Raw genomic sequence first — 17,756 nt, forward strand, 5'->3', positions numbered from 1 at the left:
GGTTACAGGTACGCCGTCTGGTTGACCAGCCGCACCGAAGACGCTCCGTCGGAATAGAACTCGGCGATGCTCAGCGAAGCCAGGTCGAGGTGCAGGCGGTAGAGGATGCCGGGCCCGGCGTCCAGCGCCTCGCGCAGCAGCATCTTGATGGGGGTCACGTGCGACACCACCAGCACCGTCGTGCCCTGGTGTGCGGTGACGATCCGATCGCGAACACTCGACACCCGAGCGGCCACCGCGTCGAAGCTCTCCCCGCCCGGCGGCGCGGTGCCGGTGTCGCGCAGCCACTGACCGTGCAGCCCGGGGTCGCGCGCGGCGGCCTCGGCGAATGTCAGCCCCTCCCAGGAGCCGAAATCCGTCTCGATCAAGTCGTCGTCGACGGTCACGTCCAGGCCCAGCGCCTTGGCCGCCGCCGCGGCGGTGTCGTAAGCCCGTTGCAGCGGGGAGGCGAACACCGCCGAAATCCCGCCGCGCTGCGCCAGATAGCGCGCCGCCGCATCGGCTTGCCGCCGCCCCAGCTCGGTGAGCGCCGGGTTGCCGCGGCCCGAATAGCGGCGCTGCACCGACAATTCGGTCTGGCCGTGTCGCAGCAACAGCAGCCGGGTGGGAGTGCCGCGCGCGCCGGTCCAGCCGGGTCCCGACGGGGCGGCAGGTTCGGGTTTGGCCGCCGCAGCGGATTGTCCGACCGGCGCGGCCTCTTCCGCCTCGTCGTCGGCCTCGGCCGCGGCGTCCATCGCCTCGTTGGCCAACCGATCGGCATAGGTGTTGCGCTCCCGCGGAATCCACGAGTAGCTGATCTTTGCGAACCGCCGGGCCCGGTCTCGGGCCTGGGCATGCAGCTCGATCAGGTCGGGGTGCTTGACTTTCCAGCGCCCGGACATCTGTTCCACCAGCAGCTTGGAATCCAGGTGCACGGCGGCCTCGGTGGCGCCCAGGTTCAGGGCGCCGTCCAAACCGGCTATCAGACCCCGGTATTCGGCAACGTTGTTGGTCGCCCGCCCGATGGCCTGCTTGGCCTCCGCCAGTACGGAGGTGCGGTCGTGGCTCCAGACCACCGCACCGTATCCGGCCGGGCCCGGGTTACCGCGTGATCCGCCGTCGGCCTCGATGACGACCTTCACTGATCGAATCCCTTGACCCGCAGCAGAATCGCGCCGCATTCCGGGCAGCGCACCACGTCGTCTTCGGCGGCCGCGGAGATGCGGGACAATTCGCCACGGTCGATCTCGAGCCGGCAGGCGCCGCACCGCCGCCCCATCAGCTGCCCGGCGCCCGCGCCTCCGCCGGCCCGCTGGCGTTCGTACAGGGCGGACAGCGCCGGATCCAGCCCGGCGCTCAGCGACTCGCGTCGCGAGGAGTGCAGCTCGCGGGCCTCGCCGATTTCGGCGACCGCGGCGTCGAGAGCCTCGCGCGCAGCGGCCATCTCGGCCTGCAGCGAGGTGAGCGTCTGCTGCTCGGCGTCCAGCTGCGATTGCAGCTCCTCGCGCCGCTCCATCACCTCCAGCAGCGAGTCCTCCAGGCTGGTTTGACGGCGCTGCAGTGTCTCCAGCTCATGCTGAAGGTCCGACAATTGCTTGGCGTCGGTCGCCCCGGACTGCAGCAGCGAGCGGTCGCGGTCCTCCCGCTGGCGCACCGACTCGATCTCCGACTCGAGCCGCGACGCGTGGGCGTCGACGTCGTCCATGGCGATGCGCAGCGTGGCCATCCGGTCACCCGCCGCGTCGATCTCCGCCTGCAGCCGTTCGCAGGTCTGCTGTTCGGGCAGATGCGCGGCCCGGTGCGCGATCCGGGACAACTCGGCATCCAGTTGCGACAATTCGAGTAGTGAACGCTGCTGTGCCACTTCGGCTTTCATAACCCAACTCCCCGGGACTCGTTGCCTACCCGCTCGACGTTCCACGGGTCGGTGCGTATCGAGCTCACCCGCACCGGGAGCTCCGCACCGAAACGCGACCGCAGCAGGCCGGCGGCCTGTTCACACCAAGGGAATTCACTCGCCCAATGTGCCACATCGATCAGGGCCACATCGGAGGCGCGGCGATGCTCGTCGGCCGGGTGGTGGCGCAGGTCGGCCGTGACATAGGCCTGCACCCCGGCGCCGGCCACGGCGGCCAGCAACGAATCCCCCGCGCCGCCGCAGACGGCGACGCGCGCCACCGGCATGTCGGGATCTCCCGAAGCCCGCACCCCCCACGAGGTCCGCGGCAACGCCGCGCTCACGCGGGAAACGAAGTCGCGCAACGGTTCCGGGTGTGCCAGCGTCGCGATACGACCCAGTCCGGTGTCGCCGGGGGTCGGCACCATGGCGAAAATGTCGAAGGCGGGCTCCTCGTAGGGGTGCGCGGCGCGCAGCGCCGTCAGCACCGCGGCCCGCCTACGCGCGGGGGCGACGACCTCGAACCGGTCTTCGGCCACCCGCTCCACCTTCCCGACGCTGCCCACGGCGGGCGAGGCGCCTTCGTGCGGCAGGAACTGCCCGATGCCGCTGACGGTCCAGCTGCAGTGCGAATAGTCCCCGATGTGGCCGGCCCCGGCCGCGAACACGGCCGCCCGCACCGCTTCCGCGTTCTCGCCCGGCACGTAGACGACCCACTTGTCGAGATCGGCTCCGCCCGACGCCGGTTCGAGCGGGGCCTCGACGGCGAGGCCGAGGGCCGCGGCCAGCGCATCGGAGACCCCGGGACGGGCCGAGTCGGCGTTGGTGTGGGCGGTGAACAGCGAACGCCCGGTCCGGATCAGCCGGTGCACCAGCGCGCCCTTGGGGGTGCTGGCCGCCACCGTGTCCACCCCTCGCAACAGCAGCGGATGGTGCGCCAGCAGCAGGCTCGCTTGCGGGACTTCGTCGATTACCGCCGGCGTCGGGTCGACCGCGACGGTCACCGACTGCACCTGGTCGTCGGGGTCGCCGCACACCAGGCCCACCGAGTCCCAGGATTCGGCGAGCCGCGGCGGGTAGGCCTCATCGAGCACCGCGATGACGTCGGCCAGCCGCGCGCTCACCGCTGTCCCCCGATGCCGTCCGGGGTGACCGCATCCGACATCGCCTGCACCAATTGCGGCCACTCCCGGCGCACCGCCGCCCGTAGATATCGTTCGTCCAAGCCGACGAACGTATCACAGCGACGAATGGCAATTCCCCTGTCATGCAGAGTTTTTCGCAGCCGCACCGCATCGGGCGTGCGGAACAGCACGAACGGGGCCCGGCCGTCGACCACCTCGGCGCCCGCCCTTCTCAGCCCCGCCACCATCTCGGCACGCAGCCGGGTCAACTCCCTCGCCCAGGCCGCCGCGTCGGCGACGGCGCTGGCGCCGCAGCACTCCGCGACGGCCGTCAGTTGCAGCGTTCCCACCGGCCAGTGCGCCCGCCGCGCGGTCAGCCGCGCCAGCACCTCCGGGCAGCCCAGTGCGTAACCCACCCGCAACCCGGCCAGCGCCCACGTCTTGGTCAGGCTGCGCAGCACCAGCACGTCGGGCAACGCGTCGCCGGCCAGCGAGTGCGGCTCTCCGGGAATCGAGTCCGCGAAGGCTTCGTCGACCACGAGGACCCGTCCGGGCCTGCGCAACGCCAGCAAGTGGTCGCGGGTGTGCAGCACCGAGGTGGGGTTGGTCGGGTTACCCACCACCACCAGGTCGGCGTCGTCTGGGACGGACACGCCGGCCAGGCCGAACGGCGGCTCCAGCACCACATGGTGCACCGGCACCCCGGCCGCCGTCAGCGCGACGGCCGGCTCGGTGAACGCCGGCGCGATGATCGCCGCCCGCCGCGGCTGCAGGTTGCCCAGCAGGGCGAACGCCTCGGCGACCCCGGCCAGCGGCAGCACCTCGTCGCGGGTCCGGCCGTGTCGCTCGGCGGCCGCGTCCTGCGCCCGCTGCACGTCGCCGAGGCTCGGGTAACGCGCCAGGTCGGGCAGCCGCTCCGCCAGCCGTCGCAGCAGCCAGTCCGGCGGTCGGCCGTGACGGACGTTGACGGCGAAATCCAGCATCCCGGACGCGACGGCCTGATCGCCGTGGTAGCGCGCCGCAGGCGGGCTCAGGTTCAGACTCGCCATCCGTGAAACACTAGTGCGCCGACCGGGCCGCCCGGAGGAGCACCGGCAACACCATCGCACCCGGCCGCGCCCATCGAGGACAATGGTGCGGTGACAGGGACAACGTCAGCCGATCGCCGGGCCCCCGGCGACGCCCCCTCGACGGCCGGGGCGCAGCTGGTGATCTTCGACCTCGACGGCACGCTGACCGACTCCGCGGAGGGGATCGTCGCCAGCTTCCTGCATGCGCTCGAGCACATCGGCGCCCCGGTGCCACCCGGCGACCTCGCCGCGCGGATCGTCGGCCCGCCGATGGACGACACCTTCCGGGCCATGGAGCTCGGCGACGATGCCGAGGCGGCGATCGCGGCGTTTCGCGCCGAGTACGGCACCCGGGGCTGGGCGAGGAACACGCTCTTCGACGGGATCGAGGCGCTGCTGGTGGATCTGCGCGCCGCCGGTGTCCGGCTGGCCGTCGCCACCTCCAAACTGGAACCGACCGCGCGGCGCATCCTCGCCCACTTCGGGCTCGACCGGCACTTCGAGGTCATCGCCGGGGCCAGCCCCGACGGCTCCCGCAAGACCAAAGTCGAGGTGCTGGCCCACGCGCTGTCGCAACTGGAGCCGCTGCCCTCGCGGGTGCTGATGGTCGGCGACCGCAGCCACGACGTGCACGGCGCGGCCGCCCACGGCATCGACACCGTGGTGGTCGGCTGGGGCTACGGCACGGACGACTTCCCCGACCGCACGGGCGCCGCTCCCGGCGTGACGCACGCCGCGACCATCGACGAACTACGAAGGGTGCTGGGTGTCTGAGTCGGAGCCGAACGCGCCACGGCTGCACGTCACGTTCGTGTGCACCGGCAACATCTGCCGTTCGGTGATGGCCGAGAAGATGTTCGCCGACCAGCTGCGCCGGCGCGGTCTGGCCGACGCGGTGCGGGTGACCAGTGCCGGCACGGGTAACTGGCATGTGGGCGAGCGCGCCGACGAGCGGGCCGCCGGTGTGTTGCGCGCTCACGGCTACGCGTGCGAGCACCGCGCCGCGCAGGTCGGCGCCGAGCACCTGGGCGCGGATCTGGTCGTGGCGCTGGACCGCAACCACGCCCGGATGCTGCGGCACCTCGGCGCCGACGACGACCGCGTGCGGATGCTGCGATCCTTCGACCCCCGCACCGGCGCCCACACCCCCGACGTGGACGATCCCTACTACGGCGACGTCGGCGACTTCGAACGCGTCTACGCCGTCATCGAGGCCGCGCTGCCCGGCCTGCACGACTGGGTCGACGAACGGCTCACGCGGAACGGATCCACGTGATGCGCCGCCTGCCCTTCGCGCTGCGCCCGGGCTGGATCGTGCTGGCCCTGGTGGTCGTCGCCTTCGCGTACCTGTGCTTCACCGTGCTCGCGCCCTGGCAGCTCGGCAAGCACAGCAGGACGTCGCAGCAGAACCGCCAGATCGAGTCCTCGCTGAACACCGCGCCGGTGCCGGTGAAAACGCTGCTGCCGCAGCAGAACTCGGCGGCGCCCGACGCGCAGTGGCGCCAGGTCACCGCCACCGGACACTACCTGCCCGGCGTGCAGGTGCTCGCCCGGCTACGCGTGATCGACTCGAAGCCGGCGTTCGAGGTGCTGGCGCCGTTCGTGGTCGACGGCGGACCCACCGTCCTAGTCGACCGCGGCTACGTGCGGCCCCTGGAGGGCTCTCATGTTCCGCCCATCCCCCGCGTGCCCGCCGACGCCGTGACCATCACGGCGCGGCTGCGCACTTCCGAGCCCCCCGCCGTGGGCAAGGACCCGTTCGTGGGAGACGGTGCGCAGCAGGTGTATTCGATCGACACCGAACAGGTCGCGGTGCTGACCAAGGTCCCGCTGGCCGGGTCCTACCTGCAGCTGGTCGACGGCCAGCCCGGTGGGCTCGGCGTGGTCGGCGTGCCGCAGCTGGACGCCGGCCCGTTTTTGTCCTACGGCATCCAGTGGATCGCGTTCGGCATCCTCGCCCCGATCGGCTTGGGCTACTTCGCGTACTCCGAGGTCCGCGCCCGCCGCCGGGAGAAGCAACAGTGGCCGCCCGAGACCGCGCCCGCGCCCGCGCCTGAGTCCGTGGAGGCCAAGCTCGCCGACCGCTACGGCCGCCGGCGATAACCCCACAGCCCGGCCGCCACCGCGGCGCCGGCCTGGACCAGCAACGACAGCGCCACCGCGCGGCGCAGGTCGGCGACCGCCGGCGCCCGGCCTGCGCCGAGTGTGGGCCGGATCTGCAGCTCGTGACGGTATTGCGTGGGACCGCCCAGGCGCACGCCCAGCGCCCCGGCGAAGGCCGCTTCCACCACGCCGGCGTTGGGGCTGGGATGGCGGGCGGCATCACGGCGCCAGGCGCGCGCCGCATCCGCCGGTGACCCGCCGACCAGCGGCGCCAGCAGTACCGCCAGCGACCCGGTCAACCGCGCGGCGACATAGTTGGCGGCGTCATCCAATCTTGCTGCGGCCCAACCGAATCGGTGGTAGCGCGGCGAGCGGTAACCCACCATCGAGTCCAGGGTGTTGACGCCGCGGTACACCAGCACCGCGGGCACGCCGCCGGCCGCCGCCCACAGCAGCGGCGCCACCTGGGCGTCGGAGGTGTTCTCGGCGATCGATTCCAGCGAGGCCCGCACCAGGCCGGCGCAATCAAGCGACGCCGGGTCACGTCCACACAGCGACGGCAGCAGCGCACGGGCGGCCGCGAGGTCTCCGCGGTCCAACCGCTGCGCCATGTCCACGCCGGTGCGCGCCAGCGAGGTCCCCCCCAGCGAGACCCAGGTGGCGGCGGCGGTCACCGCGATCGACCACCCCCGGCCGCGCCGCGCCGCGGCCCGTTGCACCGCCAGGCCCAGCACGCCCAGCGCCGCGATCAGCGCGCCGGCATGGACGGTGCCGGCGATCCGGCTGTCGCGGTAGGTCACGTTTTCCAGCGCGGCGGCACCCCTGCCGAACAGCGCGACCGGGTGTCCCCTCCGTGGGTCGCCCAGCGCGCGATCGGCGAGGTAACCGATCACCACGCCCGCGATGCGGGTCCGCCTCGCAACCACCCCGGCAGCGTCTCACACCGGGCGTGGCGGACCTCCCGGCTAGACGACCACCAGGACCACCACGGCGATGACCAGGACGATCAGCACGGCCAGCGTCCACCACAGCCCAAAGCCGTATTTGAACTGGCCGGCGGCGCGCGTCAGCTGCGGGCTCGAAGACGGGGCGACCCCCCATTTGCCTTTCGGGGACAGGTTGGGCGGGTCGGGGGGTGGAGGACTCGAATTGCTCATCCGGCCAGGTGTGCCCGTTCTGGGGCGGATATAACGTCGCAGAGCATTGATCGCGCCGATCCGGCGATGGTCTACTCGAAGGCATGAGGCCCATGAGGCGGGGTCCGCGGTGAAGCGGCCCGCGACCCGCGTCGCCGACCTGCTGAACCCTGCCGCGACCTTGTTGCCCGCCGCGAACGTCATCATGCAGTTGTCGCTGCCCGGCGTCGGCTATGGCGTGCTGGAAAGCCCCGTAGACAGCGGCAACGTCTACAAGCATCCGTTCAAGCGCGCCCGCACCACCGGCACCTACCTGGCGGCCGCGACCATCGGGACCGAAGAGGACCGGGCCCTGATTCGTGCCGCGGTCGACGTGGCCCACCGGCAGGTCCGATCGACGTCGTCGAGCCCGGTGTCCTACAACGCTTTTGACCCCAAGTTGCAGCTGTGGGTGGCGGCGTGCCTGTACCGGTACTTCGTCGACCAGCACGAGTTCCTGCACGGCCCGCTGGACGGCGCGACGGCCGACGCCGTCTACGCCGACGCCAGGCGGCTGGGCACCACACTGCAGGTGCCCGAGCGAATGTTGCCGCCCGACCGGGACGCGTTCGACGAGTACTGGAAGCGCTCCCTGGACGAGCTGCGCATCGACCCCCCGGTCCGCGAACACCTGCACGGCGTGGCGTCGCTGGCGTTCCTGCCCTGGCCATTGCGGGTGCTGGCGGGCCCGTTCAACCTGTTCGCCACGACGGGGTTTCTGGCTCCGGAATTCCGCGCGTTGATGCGGCTGGACTGGTCACCCGGTCAGCAGCGCCGCTTCGACCTGCTGCTGACCGCGCTGCGGCTGGCCGACCTGCTGATCCCGCACGGGGCGTGGATCCTCGGTTACCAAATCTATCTGTGGGACATGCGATCTCGTGCGCGTCGGGGCCGGCGGATCGCATAGATGGGACGGGATCGCATCGAGAGCAAGGTCGCCGTCATCACCGGCGCCGGGCTGGCGGTGGACGGCGGGTACTCGGCGAGCGGTCCGATGGTCGGCAGACCACGCAGAGCGGATTAGCAACATCGTGGACGTCTCGCGCGACTGATCGGCTCAGCGCACCGTCGCGAAGAAGACGCGCAGATCCTCGACGAACAGCTCCGGCTGTTCGAATGCCGCGAAGTGCCCGCCGCGCGGCATGTCCGTCCAGTGGGTGATGTTGTAGGCCGGCTCGCACCAGCTGCGCGGCGCCTTGAGCAGCTCCCCGGGGAAAGCCGCGACGCCCGTGGGCAATTCGACGCGCTCGGCGCCGCCCCACACCGCAAAACTCTCCCAGTACAGGCGGGCCGAGGACGCGGCGGTATCGGTCACCCAGTACACCATCACGTTGTCGAGCAGCTCGTCGCGGCTGAGTGCGTTCTCGGGATGTCCGTCGCAATCGGCCCAGTCCCAGAACTTTTCGACGATCCAGGCCAGTTGCCCCACGGGCGAATCGGCCAGCCCGTAGCCCAGCGTCTGTGGCCTGGTGGACTGCTGCTTGGAATAGCCGGTACCCCACTTGCGGTGGTTGGCCAACCCCGCCAGCGCCCGCTGCTCCTCCTCGGTCGGGTTGGTCAGCGAGTCCTTGGTCGGACGGCCGATCGGCATGTTCAGGTGAATGGCCACGCAGTGGCCGGCATTGCGGCCGATCTGCGTCGTGACGGCGGCACCCCAGTCGCCGCCCTGAGCGCCGTAGCGGTCATACCCCAGGCGCCGCATGAGCGTTTCCCATGCGTCGGCGATCTTGCCCACGCCCCAACCGGTGTCGGTGGGCTTTCCGGAGAACCCGTATCCCGGCAGCGAGGGACACACGACGTGGAAGGCGTCCTCGGCGCGTCCCGAGGAGGGGTTGGTCAACGGCTCGATCACCTTGTGAAACTCCACGATCGAGCCCGGCCAGCCGTGGGTGATCAACAGTGGAAAGGCATCGTCGTGCGGCGACCGCTGATGGATGAAATGGATGTCCAGACCGTCGATGTCGGTGATGAACTGATCGAATCGGTTGAGCGCGGCCTCCCGCGATCGCCAGTCGTAGTCGTTGGCCCAATAGTCGGCCAGCTCGCGGGTGTAGGCCAGCGGAACGCCCTGGCTCCAGTCGTCCACGCATTCGGCCTCCGGCCAGCGCGTACGGGCCAGTCGCGACCGCAGGTCGTCGAGAACGTCGTCGGAAACATCGATACGGAACGGTTTCACCCGTTCATAGTGCCTCCGGGCGCATGACCGGCGGCACGCTGCCCCCTACAGGAACGCCCGATTGCCGTATCGATCGAGCGAAACGAGTTCCCCGACCGGCCGACGCGTCGTGGGACCGTATTTGCCCATCGGCCAGCCGAGCGGAATCACCGCGCACGGCGTGACATTGCGCGGCAGACCCAGGACTCGCCTGACCAACAGCGTGCTCCACAGCGGTGCGGTGATCAGCGCCGCGCCCAACCCGGCCGCGCGCGCCGCCAGCAACAAGTTCTGGATCGCGGGATAGATGGAACCGAAGGAACTGGTGGCAGCTATCGGCGGCCAGGGCGCGACGAAGCCCTTCAGACATGCCACCACCACCACGGGGATGTCGTCGAAGTGGTCGGCCTGCCATCGCACCGCTTTCAAAATCCGCGGCATCTTGTCGTCGCCGCGGCGCGCAACGGCCCGGTTGTAGATGGGGCCCGCAGCCCTCATGGCTGTGCGATTCAACCGGCCAAGCTTCGCGACGACGTCGCGGTCTTTGACGACGATGAACTCCCAGTTCTGCGCGTTCGAACCGGTCGGCGCCTTCATCGCGAGCTCGAGAATGTGCAGTATCAGCGCGTCGTCGACCGGGTCGGGCTTGAGACGACGGATGGCGCGCTGGGTCCGCATCGCCTCTTCGAGGGGCATGTTCAGGGGTGCTATTTCGGTCATAATGATGATTTCAACACGGCCGGCTACAGCAAGCTCACGCCCGATCCCTCAGAGTGCCCGTAGGCCGCCCAGGGTTCTTCCTATCAGTTCACGTCGTTCGTCGATTGTCATCGAGTCAACGAGGGGGGCGTGCACCCGCAGATAACCCTGTGTGACAAGTTCGCCGATCAGGAACCGCGTCGCACCGAGCGGCAATGCCAGACGAGCGGCGAGCTCCGCGACCGACGGGCTGTGCACGCAGTACGTCAGAATCTGGCCCCGCACATCGTTTCTCGGCCAGTGCGGCGGCTTCGCCGTCGTGCTGAGCGCTTCGACCGACGCCTCGAGCGCCAATTCGACACCAGAGTCGGTACCGCCTGCCGTCAGCGTGTATGGCCGGACCAGGCCCGGCTGGTCCCCGGATTCCGGTGTGAACCGGTCGCCGTCGGTGTGCTTCTCCCGGGCGTTCGGCGAACTGTGCGACACGTGGCGGTTCTGCAAGAACCACAAGGCCTGGTCGGCGTGCACCGACGCGCGCAGCTCGCTGGAGACCACTTTGAGTACGGTGCGATCGGCGTCGATGACGAATGTGGTCCGCCTGACCGGCAGCAGCCGGGCCAGCAGGCCACGGCGCCGAGTGTGCCGGCCGCGCCGGGCCCCCTCACGCGCCACGACGGATCTACGCAGCCTGGCGAGCCTGCCTCGGCGCACGCCGAACAGCTCGGACACCACGCCGTCCGCGTCGGAGAGCAGCGGATAGTCGAATGAGCGCTGCTGGGCGAAGTGGGCCTGCTTGTCGACGGTGTCGGTACTGATGCCCACCCGCTGGGCACCCACCATGACGAATTCGTTGCTCAAGTCCCGAAAATGACAAGCCTGAGCTGTACAGATCGGTGACGACGCCAGCGGGAAGAAGAACAGCACAACCGGCCCTTGGGCAAGGAACGCGGACAGTGTCCAAGGCCGACCGGTGTGGTCGTACAGAGTGAAATCAGGCGCCTTCTCGCCCGCGATCATCGGCAAAGGGTAACGCCGGCGAGTTCGGCGCGAAGCGCGACTGACGATAATTCGGTCGTCAGGGTCGCTCGGGGGTCAGTGGACCGAGCCTGGAAACACGCTGGACATTGACGGCTTCAACTGCGCGTGATGGCCGACCCGGAAGGCAACGAGTCCTGCATCATGACGGCACCGAGGGGCTGAACAGAACTGCGGGGGGCCCGAAGGACCTGACGGTCGCCAATCGCGCTTGCCGCCACCCCGAATGCCCATCCGAGGTCGGCGGAGGACCGCTCCTTGAGTCGGAAAACCGTTATCTCCCTGGAACTTTCGCTGGTGGGCGCGGACGGTATCGAACCGCCGACCGCTGGTGTGTAAAACCAGAGCTCTACCACTGAGCTACGCGCCCCTGTGCCCGCCGCAGGGTACACGCCCGCCGGCCGGGACCCCAAACTGTCAGGCCTTCAAGGCCGCCAGGGCGTCGGTCCAGAGCCGCCGGTCGCGGGATTCGCCGGGCTGTTTCATCTCGGCGAAGCGAATGATCCCGGCACGATCGACAACGAACGTCCCGCGGTTGGAGTAGCCGGCGTCCTCGTTGAACACGCCGTAGCTCTGGCTGACCGCGCCGTGTGGCCAGAAGTCCGACAACACCGGAAAGGTGAAGCCGCTGTCCAACGACCAGACCCGGTGCGTGGGCGGCGCGCCCACCGAGATGGCCAGCACCGCGCTGTCGTCGTTTTCGAACTCGGGCAGGTTGTCGCGCAGCTGATCCAGCTCACCCTGGCAGATCCCGGTGAACGCCAGCGGGAAGAACACCAGCAGAACGTTCTTCGCGTCGCGGTAGGAGCTCAGCGTGACCCGCTGTTGATTCTGGTCGCGCAAGGTGAAATCCGGGGCGGGGGTCCCGACGGGCAGCATCAACGCTTCCCGGCGCGGGATTTCGGCTGCACCAATCGGCTGGCGCTCCAGTTCCCCAGGTTGACCGACGAGGTCGGCATCAACCCTGCGGTGGGGGCCGCCTCCGCGATCTCGGCCGGCAGCACGTGGCCGGGCTTGCCGGTTTTGGGCGTCAGCACCCAGATCACGCCGTCTTCGGCCAGCGGGCCGATGGCGTCCATCAACGTGTCCACCAGGTCGCCGTCACCGTCACGCCACCACAGCAGCACGACGTCGACCACCTCGTCGGTGTCTTCGTCGAGCAGGTCACTGCCACAGGCTTCCTCGACCGCGGCGCGGATTTCGTCGTCGGTGTCTTCGTCCCAGCCCCACTCCTGGACAACTTGGTCCCGTTGGATGCCCAATTTGCGAGCGTAGCTCGGGGCGTGATCCGCCGCGACCACCGTGGAGCCTCCTTAACGTCCGCGCGCTGTGCGATTGGGGATTATCGTCGCACAGCCAGAACCTGGTCCATACTTCCGCATCGTCACGTCGCCAAGCACAGTTTTACCGCGTTCTTTTTCGTGTCGTTGAGTTGATCGACCCGCTTGTTGAATTCACCGGTGCCCGCGTGGGTGCCGATCGCGTTCGCCACCGCACGGGCGGCGTCGATGTAGGCGTTGAATGCGTCCTTGATCTGCTGCGACATGGCGTCGCTGAAGCTGTTGCCCACCGTGGTGGCGCTGTCGTTGAGGGCCTCGATGGCCGGGCCTTCAAGCGGACCTGTGCTGCGGCCCGCGTTGAACGCCTGGACGAACTCGTTGGTCTTGTCGATCGCGTTCTTGCTGGTGGTGATCAGCGTGGCGCAGGCGGTGCGGACCGCCTTGGTGGTCAGCGATTGCTGCCGCTGGGACTCCCGGACCCGTGATGTCGCCGACGACGCGGACACCGACACGGACACCGACTGCCGGTAGGCCGGCGCGACCTTGGTGTCGGGCGTGGCCGTGCCGTTGGTGACGGAGGTGCAACCCACGATGCCCATCAGCGTCACAGCGACACAACCGAGCGCCAGGGCCCCGCGCCGGGGCAGAGCCTTTACCTGCGTCTGAGGAACGGCACGCCACCGGATGAGCACACGCCTGACGTTACCGGGTGGGTTGCGCGCCGGCCCCACACACGCCGAGTTGGTGTCCGCCACGTGACGCCCGCCGGCTACCCGATGTCGGCTATCCGCACGAACCACCGGTGCGGCACGATGGAGGGCAGGGTGCGACCCACCCGTTACGGCACACATTCCGCCAACAACAGGAGTAGTGCGTTGACAACCGAGTTCGTGCGCCACGATCTGGCCACAAACCCCAACGGCACAACCGAACCCGACCGCGTTCGGGTGATCCGCGAGGGGGTTGCTTCCTACCTGCCCGACATCGATCCGGAAGAGACGTCGGAGTGGCTGGAGTCCTTCGATGAACTGCTGGAGCGCTCCGGCCCGTCACGGGCACGCTATCTGATGCTGCGCCTGCTGGAACGGGCCGGCGAGCAGCGAGTCGCCATTCCGTCGCTGACTTCCACCGACTACGTCAACACCATTCCGACCGAACTCGAGCCGTGGTTCCCCGGCGACGAGGACGTCGAACGGCGCTATCGGGCGTGGATCCGATGGAACGCCGCCATCATGGTGCACCGGGCCCAGCGCCCGGGAGTCGGTGTGGGCGGCCACATTTCGACCTACGCCTCGTCGGCGGCGCTCTACGAGGTCGGCTTCAACCACTTCTTCCGCGGCAAATCGCACCCCGGCGGCGGGGACCAGGTGTTCATCCAGGGTCACGCCTCCCCGGGCATTTATGCGCGCGCCTTCCTCGAAGGCCGCCTGAGCGCCGACCGGATGGACGGCTTCCGCCAGGAGCACAGCCACGCCGGCGGCGGGCTGCCCTCCTACCCGCACCCGCGGCTGATGCACGACTTCTGGGAGTTCCCCACGGTCTCGATGGGTTTGGGTCCGCTCAACGCCATCTACCAGGCGCGGTTCAACCACTACCTGCACGACCGTGGCATCAAGGACACCTCCGACCAGCACGTATGGTGCTTTTTGGGCGACGGCGAGATGGACGAGCCGGAGAGCCGCGGCCTGGCGCACGTCGCGGCGCTGGAGGGCCTGGACAACCTGACCTTCGTCGTCAACTGCAACCTGCAGCGCCTCGATGGCCCGGTGCGCGGCAACGGCAAGATCATCCAGGAGCTGGAGTCCTACTTCCGCGGCGCCGGCTGGAACGTCATCAAGGTGGTCTGGGGCCGCGAGTGGGACGCCCTGCTGCACGCCGACCGCGACGGCGCGCTGGTCAATCTGATGAACACCACGCCGGACGGGGATTACCAGACGTATAAGGCCAACGACGGCGCCTACGTGCGCAACCACTTCTTCGGCCGCGACCCGCGCACCAAGGCGCTCGTGGAGCACATGAGCGATTCCGAGATCTGGAATCTCAAGCGCGGCGGCCACGACTATCGCAAGGTTTACGCCGCCTACCGCGCGGCCGTCGACCACAAGGGCCAGCCGACGGTGATCCTGGCCAAGACCATCAAGGGCTACTCGCTGGGTGCGCACTTCCAGGGCCGAAACGCCACGCATCAAATGAAAAAGCTTGCGCTGCAAGACCTGAAGGACTTCCGCGACGCGATCCGGATTCCGATCAGCGATGCCCAGCTCGAACAGGATCCCTACCTGCCGCCCTACTACCACCCCGGCCCCGATGCCGAGGAGATCCGCTACATGGTGGACCGCCGACGCACGCTCGGCGGCTTCCTCCCCGAGCGGCGGACCAAGGCCAGGGCGCTGCGGCTGCCCGGCCGCGACACCTACGCCGCGCTGAAGAAGGGATCGGGAACCCAGGAGGTCGCCACCACCATGGCGACCGTGCGCACCTTCAAGGAAGTGTTGCGGGACTCCGAAGTTGGCCCGCGCGTCGTGCCGATCATTCCCGACGAGGCCCGCACGTTCGGCATGGACTCGTGGTTCCCGTCGCTGAAGATCTACAACCGCAACGGCCAGCTGTACACCGCCGTCGACGCCGAACTCATGTTGGCCTATAAGGAAAGTGAAGTCGGGCAGATCCTGCACGAGGGCATCAACGAGGCTGGGTCCGTGGGGTCGTTCATCGCGGCCGGCACCTCGTATGCGACGCACAACGAGCCGATGATCCCGATCTACATCTTCTATTCGATGTTCGGCTTCCAGCGCACCGGCGACGGCCTGTGGGCCGCCGCCGACCAGATGACGCGCGGCTTCCTGCTGGGCGCCACCGCGGGGCGCACGACGCTCACCGGCGAGGGCCTGCAGCACGCCGACGGCCATTCGCTGCTGCTGGCCAGCACCAACCCCGCGGTGATCGCCTACGACCCGGCCTTCGCCTACGAGATCGCCTACATCGTGGAAAGCGGGCTGGCGCGGATGTTCGGGGAGAACCCCGAGGACGTCTACTTCTACATCACCGTCTACAACGAGCCGTACGTACAGCCGCCCGAGCCCGAGAACTTCGACCCCGAGGGCGTGCTGCGGGGCCTCTACCGCTATCACGTGGCGACCGAACAGCGGGCCAACAAGGCGCAGATCCTGGCCTCCGGGGTGGCGATGCCGTCGGCGCTCAAGGCCGCCGAGATGCTGGCCGCCGAGTGGGACGTCGCCGCCGACGTCTGGTCGGCGACCAGCTGGGGCGAATTGAACCGCGACGGCGTGGCCGTCGAGAAGGCGAAGCTGCGCCACCCGGACCGGCCGGCCGGTGTCCCGTACGTCACGCAGGCCCTCTCGAACGCCACCGGGCCCGTGGTAGCCGTCTCGGACTGGATGCGTGCGGTCCCCGAACAGATTCGGCCGTGGGTGCCGCGCACCTACGTCACGCTGGGCACCGACGGGTTCGGCTTCTCCGACACCCGGCCCGCGGCGCGGCGGTATTTCAACACCGACGCCGAGTCTCAGGTGGTCGCGGTGCTCGAGGCGCTGGCGCGCGACGGCGAGATCGACCCGTCTGTGCCGATCGCCGCCGCCCGCCAGTACAAGATCGACGACGTGCAGGCCGCGCCGGAGCAGACATCCGACCCCGGCGTGGCCTGACCCCTTACGCACCGAGCGTCACGCCAGCGTGGCACTTGTCGTCGACCGTCACTCTGGCGTGACGCTCAGCCGCTCCAGACGCCTCGAGCCGCGAGAGACGCCACGCGCCCCGCCTTTGGGGGAATCTTCCAGAAAATGCGGGTAGGTTTTAGGGGTGAATGACAATCCCTTCGCCGGCCCGTTCGCCAAGCAGCCCCGCTCCCCGCTGGAGATGCTCGACACGGTGCCCGACTCGGTTCTGCGCCGGCTGAAGCAGTACTCGGGCCGGCTGGCCACCGAAGCGGTCTCGGTGATGCAGGACCGGTTGCCGTTCTTCGCCGAGCTGGAGGCGTCGCAGCGGGCCAGCATGGCGTTGGTGGTGCAGACCGCCATCAACAACTTCGCCGAGTGGATGCAAGACCCGCACAGCAACGTCAGCCATACCGCCCAGGCCTTCGAGCTGGTGCCACAGGACCTCGCCCGCCGCATCGCATTGCGCCACAGCGTCGACATGGCGCGCGTGACCATGGACTTCTTCGAGGAAGTGGTGCCGCTACTGGCCCGCTCCGATGAGCAGCTGACCGCGCTGACGGTGGGCATCCTCAAGTACAGCCGCGACCTGGCGTTCACCGCCGCCACCGCGTACGCGAACGCGGCCGAGGCGCGCGGCAGCTGGGACAGCCGAATGGAGGCCAGCGTCGTCGACGCGGTGGTCCGCGGCGACACCGGCCCCGAGCTGCTGTCCCGCGCCGCGGCGCTGAACTGGGACACCACCGCACCGGCGACGGTCGTCGTCGGCACTCCGGCGCCCGGCCGGGACGGGACGACCGGCCCCGTCGACAGTGAGCGCGCCAGCCAGCACGTCCGCGATATCGCCGCGCAGCACGGGCGCGCGGCCCTCACCGACGTGCACGGCACCTGGCTGGTCGCGATCGTGTCCGGCCAACTGTCACCCACCGACAAATTCCTCGGCGATCTGCTGGTGGCATTCGCCGACGGCCCCGTGGTCGTCGGGCCCACCGCACCCATGCTGACGGCGGCCTACCACAGCGCAAGCGAGGCGATATCCGGCATGAACGCCGTCGGTGGTTGGCGCGGAGCGCCGCGCCCGGTCCCGGCACGGGAACTTTTGCCCGAGCGCGCCCTGATGGGCGACACGTCGGCGATCGTGGCGCTGCACACCGACGTGATGGGCCCGCTCGCCGAGGCGGGTCCTACGCTCATCGAGACTCTTGACGCGTACTTAGATTGTGGCGGGGCTATTGAGGCTTGTGCCAGAAAGTTGTTCGTTCATCCAAACACCGTGCGCTACCGACTCAAGCGGATCACCGACTTCACCGGCCGCGATCCCATGCAGCCGCGCGACGCATATGTCCTGCGAGTGGCGGCGACCGTCGGCCAGCTCAACTATCCCGCGATGTCGTCGGGAGCCGCCAACAACGCCATGCCGGAGATCCCGCTGCCGGTCAAAGGCGCTGTTGCGGGGTATTCCGGGCGATAGTGACCCAGCCAACAGATCGCGGCGCGATATCAAACCCGTAGCTTACGGGGCTGTTTTGTGGGGACCCCACAAAAACCTAAGACGAGGTTCATAA

The 17,756-nt window shown here is 69.1% G+C and carries 18 protein-coding genes and 1 tRNA gene; 6 read left to right on the forward strand and 13 right to left on the reverse strand.

Features of this window, described 5'->3' with window-relative positions:
- Positions 1 to 2: 2 nt before the first annotated feature.
- The 4 genes from OQ789_RS17085 to cobC are packed head-to-tail and all read right to left on the reverse strand — an operon-like array spanning position 3 to position 4,049.
- A complete protein-coding gene (locus tag OQ789_RS17085) occupies positions 3 to 1,121 on the reverse strand; it encodes a bifunctional RNase H/acid phosphatase (RefSeq protein ID WP_324687211.1) in 1,119 nt (372 codons plus the stop codon).
- Entirely contained in the window at positions 1,118 to 1,855 is a 738-nt protein-coding gene (locus OQ789_RS17090; protein WP_324687212.1) for a zinc ribbon domain-containing protein, read from the reverse strand. The genes OQ789_RS17085 and OQ789_RS17090 overlap by 4 nt, the downstream gene beginning before the upstream one ends.
- Positions 1,852 to 3,000 carry a Nif3-like dinuclear metal center hexameric protein gene (locus OQ789_RS17095; protein ID WP_324687213.1) on the reverse strand — a complete coding sequence of 383 codons (1,149 nt, stop codon included), beginning with the start codon at positions 2,998 to 3,000 and terminating at the stop codon, positions 1,852 to 1,854. The genes OQ789_RS17090 and OQ789_RS17095 overlap by 4 nt, the downstream gene beginning before the upstream one ends.
- The gene (gene cobC / locus OQ789_RS17100) at positions 2,997 to 4,049 is read right to left on the reverse strand and encodes an Rv2231c family pyridoxal phosphate-dependent protein CobC (protein WP_324687214.1); all 1,053 of its coding nucleotides are present in this window, start codon (positions 4,047 to 4,049) and stop codon (positions 2,997 to 2,999) included. Before cobC ends, OQ789_RS17095 begins: the two co-directional genes overlap by 4 nt.
- A 90-nt stretch (positions 4,050 to 4,139) precedes the next feature.
- On the opposite strand from cobC, the gene OQ789_RS17105 reads away from it, so the two are divergent.
- The 3 genes from OQ789_RS17105 to OQ789_RS17115 are packed head-to-tail and all read left to right on the forward strand — an operon-like array spanning position 4,140 to position 6,173.
- Positions 4,140 to 4,844 (forward strand): HAD-IA family hydrolase, encoded by a 705-nt coding sequence (locus OQ789_RS17105; RefSeq protein ID WP_324687215.1) that lies wholly within the window; start codon positions 4,140 to 4,142, stop codon positions 4,842 to 4,844.
- A 22-nt stretch (positions 4,845 to 4,866) separates the two neighbouring features.
- Entirely contained in the window at positions 4,867 to 5,346 is a 480-nt protein-coding gene (locus OQ789_RS17110) for a low molecular weight protein-tyrosine-phosphatase (protein ID WP_420716137.1), read from the forward strand.
- Positions 5,346 to 6,173, forward strand: coding sequence for an SURF1 family protein (locus tag OQ789_RS17115; protein ID WP_324687217.1), 828 nt, complete (start codon positions 5,346 to 5,348; stop codon positions 6,171 to 6,173). Before OQ789_RS17110 ends, OQ789_RS17115 begins: the two co-directional genes overlap by 1 nt.
- On the opposite strand, the gene OQ789_RS17120 is transcribed toward OQ789_RS17115, so the two are convergent.
- A complete protein-coding gene (locus OQ789_RS17120; protein WP_324687218.1) occupies positions 6,155 to 7,099 on the reverse strand; it encodes a cobalamin biosynthesis protein in 945 nt (314 codons plus the stop codon). The genes OQ789_RS17115 and OQ789_RS17120 overlap by 19 nt on opposite strands.
- A 39-nt stretch (positions 7,100 to 7,138) precedes the next feature.
- On the reverse strand, positions 7,139 to 7,330 hold the full coding sequence (locus OQ789_RS17125) for a hypothetical protein (RefSeq protein WP_324687219.1): 192 nt from the start codon (positions 7,328 to 7,330) through the stop codon (positions 7,139 to 7,141).
- Positions 7,331 to 7,439: 109 nt separating this feature from the next.
- Between OQ789_RS17125 and OQ789_RS17130 the strand changes: the two genes are divergently transcribed.
- A complete protein-coding gene (locus tag OQ789_RS17130) occupies positions 7,440 to 8,255 on the forward strand; it encodes an oxygenase MpaB family protein (RefSeq protein ID WP_324687220.1) in 816 nt (271 codons plus the stop codon).
- 150 nt (positions 8,256 to 8,405) lie between these two features.
- On the opposite strand, the gene OQ789_RS17135 is transcribed toward OQ789_RS17130, so the two are convergent.
- The 7 genes from OQ789_RS17135 to OQ789_RS17165 form a co-directional block, all read right to left on the reverse strand.
- The gene (locus OQ789_RS17135; protein WP_324687221.1) at positions 8,406 to 9,524 is read right to left on the reverse strand and encodes an epoxide hydrolase family protein; all 1,119 of its coding nucleotides are present in this window, start codon (positions 9,522 to 9,524) and stop codon (positions 8,406 to 8,408) included.
- 45 nt (positions 9,525 to 9,569) lie between these two features.
- Entirely contained in the window at positions 9,570 to 10,199 is a 630-nt protein-coding gene (locus tag OQ789_RS17140; protein ID WP_420716138.1) for a nitroreductase family protein, read from the reverse strand.
- A 72-nt stretch (positions 10,200 to 10,271) separates the two neighbouring features.
- Positions 10,272 to 11,219, reverse strand: a complete 948-nt coding sequence (locus tag OQ789_RS17145) for a peroxiredoxin (RefSeq protein ID WP_324687224.1) — start codon at positions 11,217 to 11,219, stop codon at positions 10,272 to 10,274.
- A gap of 313 nt (positions 11,220 to 11,532) precedes the next feature.
- Positions 11,533 to 11,607, reverse strand: a tRNA-Val gene (locus tag OQ789_RS17150).
- Between the two features lie 47 nt (positions 11,608 to 11,654).
- On the reverse strand, positions 11,655 to 12,116 hold the full coding sequence (locus OQ789_RS17155; protein ID WP_324687225.1) for a peroxiredoxin: 462 nt from the start codon (positions 12,114 to 12,116) through the stop codon (positions 11,655 to 11,657).
- Positions 12,116 to 12,538, reverse strand: coding sequence for a DUF3052 domain-containing protein (locus tag OQ789_RS17160; protein WP_324687226.1), 423 nt, complete (start codon positions 12,536 to 12,538; stop codon positions 12,116 to 12,118). Before OQ789_RS17160 ends, OQ789_RS17155 begins: the two co-directional genes overlap by 1 nt.
- An 83-nt stretch (positions 12,539 to 12,621) precedes the next feature.
- Positions 12,622 to 13,209: a hypothetical protein gene (locus OQ789_RS17165; RefSeq protein WP_324687228.1), complete on the reverse strand. Its 588-nt coding sequence runs from the start codon at positions 13,207 to 13,209 to the stop codon at positions 12,622 to 12,624.
- A 183-nt stretch (positions 13,210 to 13,392) separates the two neighbouring features.
- Here OQ789_RS17165 and aceE point away from each other — a divergent pair, with 183 nt between their 5' ends.
- Together aceE and OQ789_RS17175 are read left to right on the forward strand one after the other, a co-directional pair.
- A complete protein-coding gene (aceE, locus tag OQ789_RS17170; protein ID WP_324687229.1) occupies positions 13,393 to 16,182 on the forward strand; it encodes a pyruvate dehydrogenase (acetyl-transferring), homodimeric type in 2,790 nt (929 codons plus the stop codon).
- 154 nt (positions 16,183 to 16,336) lie between these two features.
- On the forward strand, positions 16,337 to 17,662 hold the full coding sequence (locus tag OQ789_RS17175) for a PucR family transcriptional regulator (protein ID WP_324687230.1): 1,326 nt from the start codon (positions 16,337 to 16,339) through the stop codon (positions 17,660 to 17,662).
- Positions 17,663 to 17,756: the final 94 nt, after the last annotated feature.

It is taken from the genome of Mycobacterium sp. 94-17, from assembly GCF_035617725.1.
Lineage (GTDB): Bacteria > Actinomycetota > Actinomycetes > Mycobacteriales > Mycobacteriaceae > Mycobacterium.

What these genes read in the sequence shown, in the direction of transcription:
- OQ789_RS17090 (WP_324687212.1), bottom strand. Translation starts at nt 1,855, where the DNA reads ATGAAAGCCGAAGTGGCACAGCAGCGTTCACTACTCGAATTGTCGCAA.
- cobC (WP_324687214.1), bottom strand. Translation starts at nt 4,049, where the DNA reads ATGGCGAGTCTGAACCTGAGCCCGCCTGCGGCGCGCTACCACGGCGAT.
- OQ789_RS17115 (WP_324687217.1), top strand. Translation starts at nt 5,346, where the DNA reads ATGCGCCGCCTGCCCTTCGCGCTGCGCCCGGGCTGGATCGTGCTGGCC.
- OQ789_RS17125 (WP_324687219.1), bottom strand. Translation starts at nt 7,330, where the DNA reads ATGAGCAATTCGAGTCCTCCACCCCCCGACCCGCCCAACCTGTCCCCG.
- OQ789_RS17140 (WP_420716138.1), bottom strand. Translation starts at nt 10,199, where the DNA reads ATGCCCCTCGAAGAGGCGATGCGGACCCAGCGCGCCATCCGTCGTCTC.
- OQ789_RS17145 (WP_324687224.1), bottom strand. Translation starts at nt 11,219, where the DNA reads ATGATCGCGGGCGAGAAGGCGCCTGATTTCACTCTGTACGACCACACC.
- OQ789_RS17155 (WP_324687225.1), bottom strand. Translation starts at nt 12,116, where the DNA reads ATGCTGCCCGTCGGGACCCCCGCCCCGGATTTCACCTTGCGCGACCAG.